Origin of the sequence: Sphingobacterium corticibacter, assembly GCF_003076635.1 — a bacterium.
GTDB classification, from domain to species: Bacteria; Bacteroidota; Bacteroidia; order Sphingobacteriales; family Sphingobacteriaceae; genus Sphingobacterium; species Sphingobacterium corticibacter.
In genome coordinates this window covers 346,420-364,367 of sequence record NZ_QDKG01000003.1, presented here as the reverse complement: position 1 = coordinate 364,367, position 17,948 = coordinate 346,420, and the positions used below count along the sequence as shown (strand labels likewise).

Here is a 17,948-nt window from a genome sequence, read left to right as displayed (position 1 = left end):
ATATCTACCAATTTACTATATATTTGTTTTTATCATTATGGGTAAAAAGAGAAGAGTGGGCACTAAACACTATGTAGTTCAGTTACTTAGTTTGGTTTTAGTGCTATTTTTAAGTTCATGTGCGCCAAAAACGCAAAGTGGTGTAAATGATGAAGGTGAGTTAATTGGCAATATTTCGATCTCTGGAGCATTTGCCCTGTACCCCATTGCGGTTTTGTGGAGCGAAGATTTTAAGGAATTGCATCCAGAAGTACGATTTAATATTTCGGCCGGTGGTGCAGGCAAAGGTATCACCGATGTATTAACAAATATGGTAGACATCGGTTTAGTTTCTCGCGATTTGCACCAACAAGAAATCGACAAAGGCGCCTACCCTATTTTTGTAGCAAAAGATGCCGTAATTGGAACAATCAATCGTGCGCACCCCAACTTTGAGCTGATTGCCCAACGTGGATTGACCCAACGGGAATTGGTGGATATTTTCGTGACACAGAAGTATCGAAACTGGAATGATATTGATACCCGTTTTGTTGCAGAACCGATTGAGGTATACACACGATCTGATGCGGCAGGTGCTGCTGAAACATGGGCAAAATTTCTAGGGGTCAATCAAGAAGATCTCAAAGGAATTGGGATTTTTGGGGATCCAGGCATTGCGCAAGCAATTAGAGATCGGCCAAATTCCATCGGTTTTAACAATATCAATTACCTGTTTGATTTGAAGACGAAGCGTACAAGTGCTGGACTAGCGGTCGTTCCTATTGATATTAATAAAAATGGACAGATTGATCCCGAAGAGGGTTTTTACGACACATTGCCACAGCTAACAGAAGCGGTAGCGGCCAATCGATATCCATCTCCACCAGCCCGCGACTTGATGTTTGTGATTCATGACAAGCAACGCGACAATGTACTGCTAAACACTTTTATCCAGTTTGTATTAGAAAAAGAACAACAAGGATATTTATTAGAGAATGGCTACGTGCCACTAAATGACATTGCTATTGCAAGGGAGAATCAAAAACTTTTGAGAAGATGACGTATAGACTTTGGGTAGATAAATTGGTGCAGTATGGTTCGGCATTTTTGTTAGTCATCAAAGTATTGGTGGTCGTACTGATTGCCGCGGGATTGACGATCAAAGCTTGGCCACTTTTGCAAAATGAAAATTTGTGGGAGATCTTAAGTAGTAGCGTATGGTCGCCTCTGAAAGGCAACTTTGGCTTTTTACCTTTTATTCTTGGTACAGTTTGGGTCACACTTATTGCGCTCATTATTTCCGTCCCTTTATGTGTGATGGCGTCCATTTATCTGGTAGAGTTTGCTTCGGATCGTCTTCGAAAGTCAGTTTTACCGTTGATGAATGTGCTGGCCGCTATTCCACCTGTATTGTATGGCGTTTGGGGCATTTTATTTGTCGTTCCTATTCTAAGTAACTATATCGCGCCGATTTTCGGTGTCGAAACGACTGGTTTTTCGGTGTTTGCTGGTGGAATTGTGCTGGCGGTGATGATTTTCCCTATCCTGATCAGCATTATGGTGGAAGTGATGCAAACCGTCCCACAGGAACTGAAAGATGCATCCTTATCTTTAGGAGCTACGCAATGGGAAACCATTGTATCAGTCAATTTGCGGAAAGCTAGGCCAGGAATCGTGGCAGCGATTGTATTGGGTATTTCGCGAGCTATTGGCGAGACGATTGCAGTGCTGATGGTTTGTGGTAATGTACCACAGATCCCAACATCATGGTTTGATGCCGGTTATCCGATTCCTGCGTTAATTGCCAACAATTTTGGGGAGATGATGTCGATCCCGATGTATGATTCTGCGTTGATGTTCGCGGCATTGCTCCTTTTCGTTATCATTTTCGGATTCAACCTGATCTCTCGGGTCGTATTAAACAGATTGGAGGATCATGGCTAAGCACACGACCAGTAAAGCAGTAAGAAACCGCTTACGAAAGGAAAAGATCGCCAAGATCCTGATGCAGCTGTCCGGCATCACTATTACCGGTTCCTTATTCTTTATTGTAGGTACCATCTTATACAAAGGTTTGCCTTATTTGTCTTGGGAAATGATTTCTCAAGCACCGCAAGGCGGATTTTACATTGGCAAAGGTGGCGGTATTTTGAATGCTATTCTGGGTTCTTTATACCTCGCGCTAGCGTCAACCGGAATTGCGACACTTATTGGCATTCCAATTTCGCTATACCTCAATCTTTATGTGCCAAAAGACTCCTTCATTGCGCGCAGCGCCAAATTACTGTTTGATGTCTTGTTTGGCATTCCTTCTATCGTGTACGGCGCCATTGCGTTTAGCATTATGATTTGGTTAGGTATTCGTGCGTCGCTTTTAGGCGGTATCATTACGATTACGTTGTTGACGATTCCTATTGTGGTACGCACGATTGATGAATTGCTCAAGACCGTTCCAATTGATTTGACACAAGTGACATTTTCGCTCGGCGCTACACCCTGGGAAGCTGCGCGTGTCGTGCTTAAATACATTAAACCCGGTATTTTTACGGCTATTTTGTTGGCTTTTGGGCGCGCCATCGGCGATGTGGCCGGCGTATTACTCACTACCGGATTTAGCGATAATATGCCCAAATACATCGACGAACCAGCGGCGACATTGCCTTTGGCTATTTTCTTTCAATTAAGCAGTCCGATTCCCGAAGTACAAGGTCGAGCGTACGCGTCTGCTTTGGTATTGACTTTCATCATTTTATTCATCGTTCTATGCACACACTTACTAGCAGCGAAACAAAAGAAGCACAAACTGTGATCGAAACAGCGACGAAACCTTTGATTCAGATCAAGGATCTGAACGTACATATTGAGGGAAAGCAGATTTTAAAAAACGTGAGTTTAGATATTCCCAATAACTCTATTACCTCGATCATCGGTCCTTCGGGTTGTGGCAAGACGACCTTGTTGAAAACATTGAATCGCCTGTTAGATGATAGTAAAGAGGTGCAAGTTACGGGATCTGTAATCGTCGATGGCGAGAATATTTATGGCAAAAATGCAGAGGTCACGCATATTCGCAAAAAGATGGGCTTGCTCTCGCAAAAACCGTTTCCATTGCCGATGTCCATTTATGATAATATCGTTTACGGTCCACGTATTCATGGCGAACGGGATAAGAGTAAGCTAAAACAGATTGTAGAAACACAATTACGAAATGTGGGCTTGTGGGACGAAGTAAAAGATCGTTTAGGGACTTCTGCGACTCGATTGTCTATCGGACAGCAACAACGCTTATGTCTAGCTCGAGGCTTGGCCGTACAACCAGAGATTATTCTGGGCGACGAATCCACGTCTGCGTTAGATCCTATTTCTACGCAGACCATCGAGAATCTGTTGATCGAATTAAAAAAAGATTATACCATTGTATTGGTGACGCATATTTTGCGACAAGCACGACGTGTGTCGGATTATATTCTCTTCGTATACCAAGGCGAAGTAGTGGAATTCGGAAAGACCGAGGATATCTTATTGAATCCGCAGCAGGAACTCACCAAGCAATACGTAAAAGGATTTATATCCTAAAACAAGATCGGGTCTTACACTTCATGTAAGACCCGATCCTGTTTATCTTAGCTAGAATAAATCTCCTAATAGACTGATTTATTCTACAATTTCATCTGGTCGGTAAGGTGCTTCGTCATCAAACTCACCTTCCCATTTAGCGACTACTACTGTAGCTAAACAATTTCCAATGACATTCACAGAAGTACGCGCCATATCCATCAGCTCATCAATTCCTAGAATAGCGGCAATGACGAACGTCGGCAAACCAAACTGATCGGCTGTTGCGATCAAGATGATTAATGAAGCTCGTGGTACCGCCGCTACACCTTTAGAGGTAATCATCAAGGTAAAAGCAATCATTAATTGTTGTCCGAAGCTCAGATCCATACCAGCGGCTTGTGCTACGAAGATCGAAGCCAAGGAAAGGTATAAAGAAGTGCCGTCAAGATTGAAACTATATCCAGTCGGGATGACGAAAGATACAATCTTACGTGGCACGCCAAAACGTTCCATCGCGCTCATCGCTTTGGGCAAAGCCGCATCCGAACTCGTCGTTGCAAAGGCAATAGATACGGGCTCCTTAACAGCGGCCAAGAACTTCTTAATAGGTATTTTTAGATATAGCATTACTGGAAACAACACCAGCAAGATAAAGAAAATCAATGCTATATAAAGTGTAGCTAGAAGCATGAATAAATTCTTCAGAATGTCAACGCCTAGATGACCTACAGTATAAGCCATCGCGGCACCCACACCAATCGGTGCAAAGTACATGATGAGATTCGTGAATTTGAACATCGCTTCGGAAAGACTTTCTGTAAAATCAACCATTGGTTTACGCTTCTCTTCGGGCACCATCGCTAGCCCAATACCGAATATCACGGCAAATACCACGATCTGCAAGACTTTATTTTCATATACTGACTTGACGATGTTTTCTGGAAAAGTATCTCGGAAGAATGCCGCGAACTTATAAATACCGTGTGCTGAGTCATCGATATGTTCCAATGCGGCCAAATCGGAGGCAGAAACGGTAGAAGTAGATTGAGGCAATTCTTCGTGCGGCATATTCTCTACATCAATGCCTACTCCTGCTTGTGTAATATTAATAGCGGCTAATCCGATAAAAATAGCACAAGTCGTGGCACAGAAGAAATAAAGTAAAGATTTCCAAGCCATACGACCGACTTGCTTTAAATCGGAATGCCCCGCAATACCATATACGAGCGTGGCAAATAAAATCGGACCGACGATAGTTTTCACTAATTTGATGAATCCTTGACTTAATGGTTGCAACGCGCGAGCTACATTGGGAAAGTCGACACCTATAAATACACCAAATGCCATACTAGTTAAGATCCAAGTAGTCAAGTTGCGTCTAACCAATGCATTGGCGATGAGCACAACGGCAGTAATCCAGCGAACAGCCATCATTCCTGTTGTAGAAATAGGTACGATTTCGAACTCCGAAAGTAAGGTGATAATAGAAGCTAATGCAATGGTTATAAGTGTTACAAAAGCAATTTTTGATTTTTGCATGTAATGTGGTTGTTTAACCTTATTTCAGCAAAAATATAAAAATAGGCGCGTAAACCAAATGTTCTGATCAATTAAGGCTGTTTCACACAGCCTTTTTACATAGCACACAATTCCGTAATTTTGCAGCAATCATATGTCAGAAAAGCCACCATATTTCCATCCTTTGCCAGCAACATCCGAGTCGCTACCTGCTTTATTCACTTTCCCATTTAGCTACAATCCACATCCGTTAAGCGTACGTGCCGCAAACGAAGTGAAATCTTATCTGGCATATCAACAAGATTTCGTGCACAATTTTGGGCTGACGGAGCAGGATGCTGGCTTAGCTATTGGAAAGATGTTTGGTGTGATGGTGGTGAAAGATCCGGATGGACAGCTGGGTTATTTGGCAGCGGTATCAGGCAAATTAGCCAATAGCAATCAGCATGCTTATTTCGTGCCGCCGATATACGATATGTTGGAAGCAGAAGGCTTCTTTTTGAAAGAAGAGCAGCGCATTAATGAAATCAACCGCGAAATCGATGCGCTGGAGCAACTGGATAGTTGGAAAGAGGCGAAAGAGCAGTTAAGCGCCGTGCAGTTGCAGAATGAGCAACTTTTGCAAACTGCTCGTGCGAAGCAAAAACAGTTGAAAAGCGAAAGAAAGCGTATTCGTGCTACGTTGGATGCAAGTCAACTGGAAACTGCCGAGATTCTAGCGGATTTAGTAAAGCAAAGTTACCGCGACCAGCACGAATATGATCTGGTGAAGCGCGCCTGTCAACAGCGCTTAGTCGAAGCGCAGGAAAATGAAGAACATTGGCAACGAGCGATGCGTAAGCTAAAAGAAGAGCGTAAACAGCGCTCTTCTGCACTGCAGCAAAAGATTTTTGATCAATATCAGTTTCTAAATGCCGAAGGTAATACACGAAATGTCTTTGATATATTTCGAAATGAAGCGAACGGCGTCCCTCCTGCTGGCGCCGGAGAATGTGCTGCACCCAAATTGTTTCAATATGCCTATCAGCACAATTTTACGCCAATTTGTATGGCGGAGTTTTGGTGGGGCACATCGCCATCGCAGGAAGTGCGCCGCCACGAACAATATTACCCTTCGTGTCGTGGTAAATGCGAACCGATTCTGAACTTTATGATGCAGGGGCTGCGTGTAGAGCCGAATCCTTTGTTGCAAACGCCCGAAACGCCACCTGGATTAGATATTGTATTCGAAGATGCGCATATCATCGTTGTGAATAAGCCTGCGGAATTGCTTTCTGTTCCGGGTATACAAATCAAAGATTCGGTGTACAGTCGGATTTTGGCCTTGCGGCCAAATATTTCAGGACCAGTGATTATTCACCGATTGGATATGTCTACTTCGGGAATCATCGTTTTGGCCAAACACAAAGATGCGCATCGTATCGTTCAAGATCAGTTTATAAAACATCAGGTAATCAAGCGTTACACGGCATTGTTAGATGGGTGCATTCCAACCGAACAAGGGATGATCACGTTACCACTTCGCGTTGATCTAGATGATCGTCCGCGCCAGATGGTTTGTTATACGTACGGGAAACATGCACAAACGAAATATCAGGTAGTTGAAGTCTCTGCCGGTCGGACAAGAATTCATTTCTTTCCACTCACAGGTCGTACGCATCAACTGCGTGTACACGCAGCGCACAGCTTAGGTTTGCACACACCAATCGTAGGCGACGATTTGTATGGTAAGAAAGCGAATCGCTTGCATTTGCATGCTGGATATATTGAGTTCCGACATCCGGATTCTAATGAACAGTTAGTTTTTGAAATCGCTGATCCCTTTTAAAGGGCTATTTTTTATTTTTTTAGGTGTTATAACAAAAAAATAGCAGCCCGAAGGCTGCTACCCAACACAAACTAAGCGAAAACGCTTACAACAAAAACTAAGATATGTGTACATCTCCCTCAGGGACGTATAACTTGTATCAATAATAAAATGGGATGCCGATTCATCATTCTTGGCTTATCAAATATATGATTTTTACAATCAAATAAGAATATTAATAACAATTCATTAACAATTGTATGAAAATAATATTAAAATACCACTTTAAATAGGCGTGAACGCCGTTAAAAATTAAAATAATTCTTTGCATTATGGTAACAGATGTCGGAAACAATTTTTCCAATCCACTCTACATCGTTTGGCAACTCACCTTGTTCCACATCTTCGCCCAAAATATCGCAGAGCAACCGTCGGAAATACTCGTGCCGAGGAAATGATAAGAAGCTGCGCGAATCGGTCAACATCCCTACCAACCTACTTAACAAACCCATGTTGGACAAGGTGTTGATCTGTTTGGTCATGCCATCTTTTTGATCTAAAAACCACCAAGCGGAGCCAAATTGCACCTTACCAGCAATCGAGCCATCATTGAAATTTCCTACCATCGTAGCGATCAACTCATTGTCGGCCGGATTTAAATTGTAAATGATCGTTTTTGTAAGCTGATCATTTTTATCTAAGCGATTTAGAAATTTGGATAATGCACGAGCTTGACTAAAATCACCCATAGAATCCCAACCCGTATCTGGCCCAATCAGGCGGTGCATTCGCGAATTATTGTTGCGCAGCGCTCCCAGATGATATTGTTGTACCCAACCCTTTTCGTGATCCCACTGCGCAAAATAAACCAGCATAGCTGATTTGAATTGATGATTCTCCAATAAGCTGATGTCTTGATTCTGACGGATCTTATCAAATATGTCTGCGATTTCTTGATCGGTATAATCCTCGGCATAGATGTGCTCCAGACCATGATCTGACACTTTGCAACCATTCGCTGCAAAGAAATCGTGACGCTGCTTCAGGGCGTCGAGGTAATCGGTGATATTATCTATAGAGGTATTCGTAACGGACTCTAAAAGACTTACGTATTGATTGAATGCACCTATCTTGTCTACTTGCATGGCTTTATCCGGTCGAAATGCGGGAAGCATCTTAAAACGTGCCTGTTGCTGAGCAAATTGTTGGTGATACTCCAACGAATCTGTTGGGTCGTCCGTGGTACAGATTACTTCGACATTCATACGTTCCAGCAACCCATGCACTGAAAAAGCTGACGTTTGTAATTTTGAAGCCGTTTCTTCGTAAATCTTCTTAGCTGTTTTAGGAGATAACAAATCATTAATGCCGAAATAACGCTGCAATTCTAGATGTGTCCAGTGGTAGAGCGGGTTTCGTAAGGTATATGGCACGGTTTCGGCCCATTTCAAGAACTTTTCTTTGTCTGTAGCATCTCCAGTAATATATTTCTCCGCCACACCATTGGTGCGCATAGCACGCCATTTATAATGATCGCCATTCAACCACACTTGCGTGATATTTTCGAAACTACTATTTTCCGCTACTTGTTGCGGCATCAAATGATTATGATAATCAATAATGGGGTAATGCTTGGCAACTTGATGGTACAGGTCTTGCGCAGTCTGGGTACGTAGTAGAAAGTTATTGTCTAAAAATTTCTTCATCGGTTTACTTATCCTGAATTCATTTTCACCTATTCTGCAGGAATGGTGCGTGTCGAATGGCCATACGACAACGCACCATCTTGCTCTTGTTACCATCCCATAGGTAGTAGGTAGGGTATCGTAATTTTAGAAATATTGGTTACTAATGTTTTAATGGTAACATTTGTTCGACGAGATCACGATCTATTGCGCCGATGTTCAAATGAGTTTTATTATACGTTGTTTTTCCTTTTACTAGCTGCAAGATAAGTGATTGTGCTACGTCGACAGACTAAATCAGGGAGAATATTTACGCAAACGTTATCGCAAAACTACAAGCATAAAAAAAGTCCTTGCTGATCCAAATCAGCAAGGACTTCTTCAAACGTTTCAATAATTCACTTTCATAAAATGAATTATTGAAAAGCTATTATTACCAAATTACGATACGATCTTCTTTAGGGACATACATTTTGTCGCCCGGTTTGGTATCAAATGCCTCATGAAAAGCATCTAAATTGATGATCGGAGCAAATGCACGGTATTGTGCCGGCGAGTGCGGATCTGTCTTCACTTGGTTTACTACAAATTCATCTGTTGTCTTCGTACGCCAGATGGTAGCCCACGATAGGAAGAAACGTTGGTTTTGTGTGTACCCATCGATCAATCCTGGATTTCCTTTGTCTTTCAGATACATTTGCAATGCATCGAATGCCACAGAAGAACCACCTAAGTCACCAATGTTTTCCCCTAAGGTAAAACGACCGTTTACAAATACGCCCGGTACGGGCTCGTAAGTCTCAAATTGTGCTACCAAGGCATCAGCCGCTTTTTCGAACTTCTCGCGATCTTGATCTGTCCACCAGTTGTTCAAATTACCATCACCATCATACTGCGAACCAGAATCATCAAAACCATGTGATAATTCGTGACCGATTACGGCGCCGATACCGCCAAAGTTAACGGCTGCATCTGCTTTGTAATCGTAAAATGGTGGTTGTAGAATTGCCGCAGGAAATACGATTTCGTTGTTCAACGGACTGTAATATGCATTTACCGTTTGTGGCGACATGCCCCACTCCGATTTGTCTACTGGCTTACCTTGCTTCGCTAGGTTTTCCTCAAAACGCCATTTTTTAATATTGTTGATGTTTTCAAACAAAGAAGTGCCTACCGTTAGCTTAGAATAATCCTTCCACTTGTCAGGATATCCAATTTTCACAGTGAATTTGTTCAATTTCTCCAATGCCTTCTCCTGTGTAGCAGGAGACATCCATGCTAAACCGCGGATATGTGAATCAAATGATTTGCGTAGGTATCCTACCAGTTCTTCACAGGTTTGCTTCGCTTCTTCTGGGAAATAAGCGGCTACATACAACTTACCTAATAATTCGCCCACATTGCCATTTACAAACTCCAAACCTCTTTTGTCCAAAGCGCGTTGCTCTTTTTGTCCACGCAATTTCTTGCCATAAAAGTCAAAAGACAAATCTTCTAGATCTTTTGTCAAGTAACCTGTAGCACCATCCATTACATGGAAGCTTAGGTATTCTTTGATGATTGGAAGGTTTTGTTCATTGAGGATTTCATCCAATTCTTGGTAATATTTCAATTCGCCAATGATGACCGTGTCCGCTTTGAAACCCATCGTTTTCAAGTAAGCAGCGACATCCATATTTTTCACTAGGCCACCCAAATCCTTAACTGCAACTGGATTATAGCGTTTGTTCGCATCACGCTGCTCTTCCACAGTTTTAAGCTTAGCCGCGATAGATTTTTCGAATGCTACAATGCCTGGCCCTTTCAGATCGCGTGTTTTTTGTCCGAAAGCTGGAAATAAGCTATTGATGAACTGTTGGTAGTCCGCTAATGTCTCGGTATTTTTCGCATCTTCTTTCTGATAGTACGTACGACCTAAACCCAAGCCACCACCACCAAGATATACGGTATTGATCGCCGAGTTTTTCATGTGTGTACCCACATATCCGCCAAAGAAAGGATTGCCACCAACAGCGCCATATTTCACGAAATAGTCATACAGACCTTTCAGGTTTTTGACCGCTTGGATGTCTGCCAGTTGTTTTTTAACTGGCTCAATACCATGCTTATTACGCGCATCTATATCGACATATGAACGATATAAATCTGCAATCTTTTGTCCGTCAGTACCTTTGGCAAAATCTTTTGCCAAGGCATCTTGAAGCAGTTTCAATGTGTTAACATCGGTATTTTCCCGAAGTTCATCAAAGCTTCCCCAACGTGCTTTGTCTGAAGGAATTTCTACGGTTTTCATCCAGTTACCGTTTACAAACTGGTAAAAGTCGTCTTGCGGACGTACAGTCTTGTCCATGTGAGCTTGATTAATTGCTGGGCTGTCTTGCGCGCTGGCCATTCCGGCAGCAAGCATCATCCCTGCGAAGATCATCGTTTTCTTCATGTATGCTTCTTGTTTAGTTGTTTGTGTTTTAGTACTAATCTACGATTTATTTTTAACCGTAGATATCATTTAATTCTTTCGCTAAGCGTAATCCTGCTTTTAACAAGCAAGCTTCCATCGTATATTTATAGCGGTATATATATTGGTAGCTGAGATTTGTGTCCTTGGCTACATCGTCATAGATCTGGTTGGCTATTTGGTGCGATTCGTATAGCCAGTCCTCCATACTCGATTGAGTATATTTCGCGTAATTGTTTTTATCGAAGTCTAGCACTCGTGCATATTCCGTATAGCTGTATTTCTCATTGTCTACCAAATCGCTATCCCATACGCGGTGAATATTGCCTTTTCTGCCGAAAAATGTAATATCGATTTTATTGCCACCAAGATCTTCTTTGCGACTCACATGCATCGGCTGGTGTGCATCTGCTAATAGATGTATGATAAAGTACAATTGTTGTTGTCTGCTAGCTAAATCTCCTTTGCGGTTTTTTGCATCGGTACGTAGTGCTTCGTACGCTTTGTACAAGTTATCTTCTGGCGAAGCCTTAAGTTCTGTGACGAAATCTGCATAAGAAAGGTTGCCAGTGGTATTCACAAAGTGCCAAGAACCTGTTTTCTGCAGTTCCGGATCGGGATCCGATTTGATAAAATCTGCCCAGTTGGACCAATAGGCCAGCTTCTGATTGCCAATCAATTGGTAAATGTTTTTCTTTGCCTTCTTGCTCAGATGTGCTTCCGCAATCTCCGAGATGACACGATGTCCGGTCATTCCCCAGCCAAAAACCGCGTTACTGCTGCTAACAAATAGCAAAATAATTACGGATTTAAAAAAGTTGTTCATGTGTTGATGTTGTTATAGTGGTGTGTTGTTTATTTGAATATTTCAAAAGCATACTTAGCGGATGACCAAAAGCTGTCTAAGGCGATCATTCTCGGTTTGAAAAAGGAGATCAATGTAGGCCAATCGGCTTTTTCCATAATATTGGCACGTATACTTGTTTGTACCACAGCGAATTCTTTTCCGTATTCGTTTTGGGTATCGGGTAGCCAATTCCAATCTTCGGCTAATTCTGCGTGCAAAACGTTGCGATACTGTTCTAATTGGGCATACATTAACGCGCGTATACCGGAGTCAGGATGATCTAATTCGATCGCGATCCGAGCAGATTGATGGTCAGCTTCCATTCGGAAAAATAAATGTTTAACGCCTGTTTTATAATTGATCCAGCTCTGCTTCTCCGCATCTTCAAAAGGAATAACACGCATGTATTGCCCGTAAGCTGTCCAAAATGCTTCCTTTGTTTTCTTTACCTCGTCTTTCCCGTACAATACTTTTTTGCTTTTTGTAGTATGTAAAATTATCAATTCCACAGAAACTTTTGGAATCTTAGACTGTTTTTAATACAAAATGTTACAGGATGGATAAGAAACAATCGCTATTAGCACTTTCTGCTATAGCCATAGGAACGGCAGCATACCAGATTTTGAAACCGGTACGTTCAAATGTACCTGTCGTCGATGATTTTGATAAAACGAAATATATGGGCACGTGGCACGAGGTGGCAAGATTGGATTTTTTTTGGGAGAAAAACCTGCAGGAAGTGACTGCTACGTACGAGCTGCGTCCAGATGGAGCGATTTCCGTGCTGAATCGTGGGTTTGATACCGTCAAGAAGAAATGGAAAGAGAGCAAGGGAAAGGCGAAGTTTTTAGGTAAAGATCATATTGGCGCTTTAAAGGTCTCTTTTTTCGGGCCATTCTACTCAGGCTATAATATCATGCATATTGACCAAGATTATAAATATGCCTTAGTCTTTGGCGAAAATACAGACTACATGTGGATACTTTCGCGCGACAAAAAAGTGCCAGAACATATCAGACAAAAATATGTACAACACGCTGTACGTGCTGGGTACGCAACCGATCAACTCGTCTGGGCCGATCAGGATATAGATTAATTAACTGTGGATAACCACATAAATTACTAACAACGGTATTTGTGTGTACGTTTTACACTAAAATTAGCTAATTTTGTGTTTGATTTTGAAGAATTTCTTACGCAGTATTTCTAATGATCCATTTCTTTCGTAACCAACAGGGTATCGTGTATGCGGTGCAAGCCCAAACGGCATTTTCCGCTGAAACTATTAGTAAACTCAACTGGCTTTTTGGCAACGCTTCTATTCTAGAAGAAACAGAAATAGCACAAACCTACGTCGGCCCGCGTGCGGCCATGTTGACGCCTTGGAGTACCAATGCCGTAGAGATCACCCAGAATATGGGCATCGAAGGCATTATCCGTATCGAAGAGTTTACACCAGTTGCCCCAGATTTTGCGGACTTCGATCCGATGATCTCGCAGCGATATCCGGTCTTGAAGCAAGACTTGTATACGATCGACATCGCGCCAGAGCCTATTTTGGACATTGATGACATCGCAGCGTACAATGATTCCGAAGGTTTGGCATTGAATGCCGAAGAAGTGGCTTATTTAAATAGCCTTTCAGAAAAGCTTGATCGCAAATTGACGGATGCGGAAGTGTTCGCCTTCTCGCAAGCTAATTCAGAGCATTGCCGTCACAAGATCTTTAATGGTACGTTCATCATTGATGAAGAAGAGAAACCTACTTCCCTATTTAAGTTAATCAAGAAAACATCGGAAACGAATCCTAACAGTATTGTTTCTGCATATAAAGATAATGTGGCCTTCGTAGCAGGACCACAGTTGGTGCAATTCGCTCCTAAATCTGCTGATAAACCTGATTTTTACGAAGAGAAAGTATTCGATTCGGTGCTTTCGGTGAAAGCCGAAACACACAACTTCCCGACCACAGTAGAGCCATTTGCTGGAGCTGCTACCGGTTCTGGTGGCGAAATTCGGGATCGTTTGGCCGGTGGCCAAGGATCGATTCCATTGGCCGGAACGGCGATTTACATGACTGCTTATTCGCGTTTATTAGCAGATCGGCCGTGGGAACAAGCGGTTCCTGAGCGTCCTTGGCTGTACCAAAGTCCGGTGGAGATCTTAATTAAAGCATCGAATGGTGCTTCTGATTTCGGGAATAAATTTGGTCAACCATTGATCACTGGTTCTGTGCTTACTTTCGAACATGAAGAGGCTGGTCGCACTTTGGGTTATGACAAGGTAATTATGCAAGCTGGTGGTGTAGGTTACGGAAAATTAGATCAAGCAAAGAAACATACGCCAAAAACCGGCGATAAAATTGTCATTCTCGGTGGTGAAAACTACCGTATTGGTATGGGTGGAGCTGCAGTTTCCTCCGCAGATACGGGCGCGTTCGGTTCAGGAATTGAATTGAATGCCATTCAGCGTTCTAATCCAGAAATGCAAAAACGTGCTGCAAATGCAGTACGCGCGATGGTAGAATCAGATCACAATCCTATTGTATCTATTCATGATCATGGTGCTGGTGGTCACTTAAACTGCTTGTCAGAATTGGTAGAAGATACAGGTGGATTAATTGATTTGGATAAATTGCCTGTAGGCGATCCTACCCTTTCGGCCAAAGAAATTATTGGCAATGAATCCCAAGAACGTATGGGCTTGGTGATTGGTGAAGAAGATATCGCAGGTTTAAAAACCATTGCTGATCGTGAGCGTGCACCTATGTACACCGTGGGTGACGTGACTGGAGATCATCGTTTTACCTTCGCTTCGCAAACTACAGGTGCTAAGCCGATGGATTACGCGTTGGAAGATTTCTTTGGCTCTTCGCCGAAGACGATTATGCGTGATCAGACGGTAGCGCGTGATTATGCTGATTTAGCATATAGCGCTGATCAGATTCCTACTTACCTGGATCAAGTACTGCAATTGGAAGCGGTCGCAGCCAAAGATTGGTTAACGAATAAAGTCGATCGTTGTGTAGGCGGGCGTGTTGCAAAACAACAGTGTGTTGGTGAGTTGCAATTGCCTCTAAACAATGTTGGCGTGATGGCTTTGGATTTCAAAGGAAAAGAGGGAATTGCCACCACGGTCGGTCATTCTCCCGTAGCCGCCATCGTAAATCCAGCTGCAGCGAGCCGTACGGCTATTGCCGAAGCATTGTCCAATATCGTATTCGCGCCGATAAAAGATGGTATCAAAGGTCTTTCTCTTTCTGCCAACTGGATGTGGGCTTGTAATAACGAGGGTGAAGATGCACGTCTGTATCAAGCGGTAGAAGCTTGTTCTGAATTTGCGATAGCATTAGGTATCAATATTCCGACTGGAAAGGATTCGCTTTCTATGAAGCAGAAGTATCCGAACGGTGAATCGGTTATTGCACCGGGAACGGTTATTATCTCAGCAGCAGGTAATTGTAACGATATATCTAAAGTAATAGAACCGGTATTGAAAGCCGATGCTGGATCGATTTACTATATATCACTATCTCAAGATCAATTTAAATTAGGCGGTTCTTCTTTTGCGCAGATTTTAAACAAAGTCGGCCAGGAAGTTCCGGACATTAAGGATGCCGCTTTCTTCAAGCAAGCATTTAATACTATTCAAGATGCGATCGGATCAGGTTTGGTCGCTGCAGGGCACGATATCGGTTCTGGCGGTTTAGTCACTACCTTATTAGAGTTGTCGTTCTCTTCTATCAATGTAGGTGCACAATATGATTTGACGTCCTTGGGTGAACATGACAGCGTCAAAGCATTGTTTAATGAGAATATCGCTGTGGTGCTACAGGCTACTAACGATACCGCTTTCGAATCGGCATTTGCTGCAGCAGGAATTGAGTTGGTGAAGATCGGAACGCCGCAAGTGGGTGATCAGATCAGCTTTGCTAACAACAGCGATAGATTTGATTTTAGCGTAGCTACCTTGCGTGATACTTGGTTCAAAACCTCTTTCCTGTTGGATCAGAAACAATCTAAAAATGGTATGGCGGAGTTGCGTTATGAAAACTACAAGCAGCAACCATTAAACTTCGTATTACCTTCAAATTTTGACGGCAAGTTGCCACAGATTGATAAAACTGCACCAAGACCAAAAGCAGCTATCATCCGTGAGAAAGGATCTAACTCGGAGCGCGAGATGGCGCATGCAATGTACTTAGCTGGTTTCGATGTGAAGGACGTACACATGACGGACTTAATCAGCGGTCGTGAAACGTTAGAAGATATTCAGTTCATCGGCGCTGTTGGAGGCTTCTCTAATTCAGATGTATTAGGATCAGCCAAAGGTTGGGCTGGTGCCTTTTTATATAATGAAAAAGCCAAAAAAGCGTTGGATAACTTTTTTGCCAGACCGGATACTTTATCAGTTGGTATATGTAATGGCTGTCAGTTGTTTATGGAGTTGGAATTAATCAACCCTTCACATGCCGAGCATGGTAAAATGCATCACAACACATCGGGTAAACACGAGTCAAATTTCGTATCTGTCCGTATCGAAGAAAATAAATCGGTCATGCTTTCTACGCTTGCCGGTAGTACACTAGGTGTTTGGATTTCACATGGCGAAGGTAAATTTCACTTGCCGGAGGCCGAAAACCAATATCAGATCGTCGGTAAATATGGCTACGAAGCGTATCCACATAATCCGAACGGATCCGATTACAATACAGCGATGTTGTGCGACGAAACGGGTCGCCATTTGGTAACGATGCCGCATATCGAACGTTCTATTTTCCAGTGGAATTGGGCAAACTACCCTGCGGGTCGACAAGATGAGGTTTCCCCGTGGTTAGAAGCATTTGTGAATGCACGCAAATGGATAGCGTCGCATCCATCGGCATAACACAGTAGCAAACGAAACGATCTTTCCAAGATCATATGGATATAAGAAAGCCTCTTGTAAACCGTAAAAGGTTTGTAAGAGGCTTTCTTTTTGTCGTTTATGTCCCTAAATTTTTGCAGGCTGTAATTGCTGCTCTTTTTTGTATCGCTCCATTTCCTTTTGCAATTTGCTCAATGCGTAACTCACAATGGCTACGTCATCCAGCCAACCCAGGACAGGAATAATATCGGGCACAGCATCCAGAGGAGATACTACATAGACTATTGTACCAACAATAATAGACATATTCCACTTGTTCATCTTGTGCTTGCCGGTCAACGTATCTTTTGCCATGCTAACCATCAACTTAAAATCCTCCCCATGCGCTTTTAGATGAGCTGACAAGCTGTCTGCTTTATCCAAATCCTTTCTGTTTAATTGATAGGTTCTAAACACTTTATATAGTGCCAAAGCCTTTACAAAATACCTTGGTTTAATCATTATCGTCCTTTCTTGTTCAAAAATCACTACATAGAAGACAATAACTATGCCCAAGCAAAAACCAAAATAGGACACCATGTGTTGCTTACTATACATCAACGTTAATAATATTATGGCAGTTAAAAATATTGGAGTGGTAATTGGATCACTACGCAAAGGTTCTTATAGCAAAGCGATTGGTCAGTATTTAAAAGATCATGCGCCAGAGGGTATTTCAATGGAAACGGTAGAGATTGGCAATTTGTCTCTTTACAATCAAGATTATGACGAAAGTGGTGAACCAGCAGAATACGCACCTTTCCGGCAGAAAATTAAATCCTTTGACGGGATTATTTTTATTACACCGGAATATAATCGTTCGGTGCCTGGGGTTTTGAAGAATGCTATTGATGTGGGATCTCGGCCGTACGGCAGCAGTGTTTGGGATGGAAAACCAGCTTTGGTAATTTCTTCTTCCATTAGTAATCAAAGCGGATTCGGCGCTAATCATCACCTCCGACAATCCTTAGCGTATTTAAATATGCCGACTCTAGCACAGCCCGAAGTATACATCGCTAACGTACAAGAGTGTTTTAATGAAGAAGGCTCATTACTGAAAGAAGATAGCGGTCAGTTCCTTCAAAAGGTGTTAGCTGCTTACTTGGATTTTGCGAATAAGATTATTTAAAATTTTACTGTTTTGGCGAAGATGCTTGTCAGAACACAATAAACCAGCGAATTATATATTTTATT

The 17,948-nt window shown here is 42.4% G+C and carries 14 protein-coding genes; 8 read left to right on the top strand and 6 right to left on the bottom strand.

Annotation, left to right across the window (positions count from 1 at the left end; all coding sequences use genetic code 11):
- The first annotated feature begins 37 nt into the window (after positions 1 to 37).
- From DC487_RS10280 to DC487_RS10265, 4 genes are read left to right on the top strand one after another with little or no spacing between them, the layout of a single operon-like run.
- Positions 38 to 1,039: a PstS family phosphate ABC transporter substrate-binding protein gene (locus DC487_RS10280; protein WP_116775884.1), complete on the top strand. Its 1,002-nt coding sequence runs from the start codon at positions 38 to 40 to the stop codon at positions 1,037 to 1,039.
- Positions 1,036 to 1,923 (top strand): phosphate ABC transporter permease subunit PstC, encoded by an 888-nt coding sequence (pstC, locus tag DC487_RS10275; protein ID WP_116775883.1) that lies wholly within the window; start codon positions 1,036 to 1,038, stop codon positions 1,921 to 1,923. The genes DC487_RS10280 and pstC overlap by 4 nt, the downstream gene beginning before the upstream one ends.
- Positions 1,916 to 2,788, top strand: coding sequence for a PstA family ABC transporter permease (locus DC487_RS10270; protein WP_116775882.1), 873 nt, complete (start codon positions 1,916 to 1,918; stop codon positions 2,786 to 2,788). The genes pstC and DC487_RS10270 overlap by 8 nt, the downstream gene beginning before the upstream one ends.
- The gene (locus tag DC487_RS10265) at positions 2,743 to 3,555 is read left to right on the top strand and encodes a phosphate ABC transporter ATP-binding protein (RefSeq protein WP_116775881.1); all 813 of its coding nucleotides are present in this window, start codon (positions 2,743 to 2,745) and stop codon (positions 3,553 to 3,555) included. The genes DC487_RS10270 and DC487_RS10265 overlap by 46 nt, the downstream gene beginning before the upstream one ends.
- 78 nt (positions 3,556 to 3,633) lie before the next feature.
- Here DC487_RS10265 and DC487_RS10260 read toward each other — a convergent pair whose 3' ends face one another.
- Positions 3,634 to 5,076, bottom strand: coding sequence for a dicarboxylate/amino acid:cation symporter (locus DC487_RS10260; RefSeq protein WP_116775880.1), 1,443 nt, complete (start codon positions 5,074 to 5,076; stop codon positions 3,634 to 3,636).
- Positions 5,077 to 5,209: 133 nt separating this feature from the next.
- Here DC487_RS10260 and DC487_RS10255 point away from each other — a divergent pair, with 133 nt between their 5' ends.
- On the top strand, positions 5,210 to 6,883 hold the full coding sequence (locus DC487_RS10255; RefSeq protein WP_116775879.1) for an RluA family pseudouridine synthase: 1,674 nt from the start codon (positions 5,210 to 5,212) through the stop codon (positions 6,881 to 6,883).
- Between the two features lie 284 nt (positions 6,884 to 7,167).
- On the opposite strand, the gene uxaC is transcribed toward DC487_RS10255, so the two are convergent.
- The 4 genes from uxaC to DC487_RS10235 form a co-directional block, all read right to left on the bottom strand.
- On the bottom strand, positions 7,168 to 8,568 hold the full coding sequence (gene uxaC, locus DC487_RS10250) for a glucuronate isomerase (RefSeq protein ID WP_116775878.1): 1,401 nt from the start codon (positions 8,566 to 8,568) through the stop codon (positions 7,168 to 7,170).
- 412 nt (positions 8,569 to 8,980) lie between these two features.
- Positions 8,981 to 10,984, bottom strand: a complete 2,004-nt coding sequence (locus DC487_RS10245) for a M13 family metallopeptidase (protein WP_116775877.1) — start codon at positions 10,982 to 10,984, stop codon at positions 8,981 to 8,983.
- A gap of 52 nt (positions 10,985 to 11,036) precedes the next feature.
- The gene (locus tag DC487_RS10240; protein WP_116775876.1) at positions 11,037 to 11,828 is read right to left on the bottom strand and encodes a S1/P1 nuclease; all 792 of its coding nucleotides are present in this window, start codon (positions 11,826 to 11,828) and stop codon (positions 11,037 to 11,039) included.
- Between the two features lie 29 nt (positions 11,829 to 11,857).
- Entirely contained in the window at positions 11,858 to 12,358 is a 501-nt protein-coding gene (locus DC487_RS10235; RefSeq protein WP_239016359.1) for a DUF4268 domain-containing protein, read from the bottom strand.
- A 47-nt stretch (positions 12,359 to 12,405) separates the two neighbouring features.
- Here DC487_RS10235 and DC487_RS10230 point away from each other — a divergent pair, with 47 nt between their 5' ends.
- Together DC487_RS10230 and purL are read left to right on the top strand one after the other, a co-directional pair.
- The gene (locus DC487_RS10230) at positions 12,406 to 12,945 is read left to right on the top strand and encodes a lipocalin family protein (RefSeq protein ID WP_116775875.1); all 540 of its coding nucleotides are present in this window, start codon (positions 12,406 to 12,408) and stop codon (positions 12,943 to 12,945) included.
- A 113-nt stretch (positions 12,946 to 13,058) separates the two neighbouring features.
- Positions 13,059 to 16,736 (top strand): phosphoribosylformylglycinamidine synthase, encoded by a 3,678-nt coding sequence (purL, locus tag DC487_RS10225; RefSeq protein WP_116775874.1) that lies wholly within the window; start codon positions 13,059 to 13,061, stop codon positions 16,734 to 16,736.
- Between the two features lie 105 nt (positions 16,737 to 16,841).
- On the opposite strand, the gene DC487_RS10220 is transcribed toward purL, so the two are convergent.
- A complete protein-coding gene (locus DC487_RS10220; RefSeq protein WP_165799069.1) occupies positions 16,842 to 17,216 on the bottom strand; it encodes a YkvA family protein in 375 nt (124 codons plus the stop codon).
- Positions 17,217 to 17,328: 112 nt separating this feature from the next.
- On the opposite strand from DC487_RS10220, the gene DC487_RS10215 reads away from it, so the two are divergent.
- Entirely contained in the window at positions 17,329 to 17,883 is a 555-nt protein-coding gene (locus DC487_RS10215; protein WP_116775872.1) for an NADPH-dependent FMN reductase, read from the top strand.
- Positions 17,884 to 17,948: the final 65 nt, after the last annotated feature.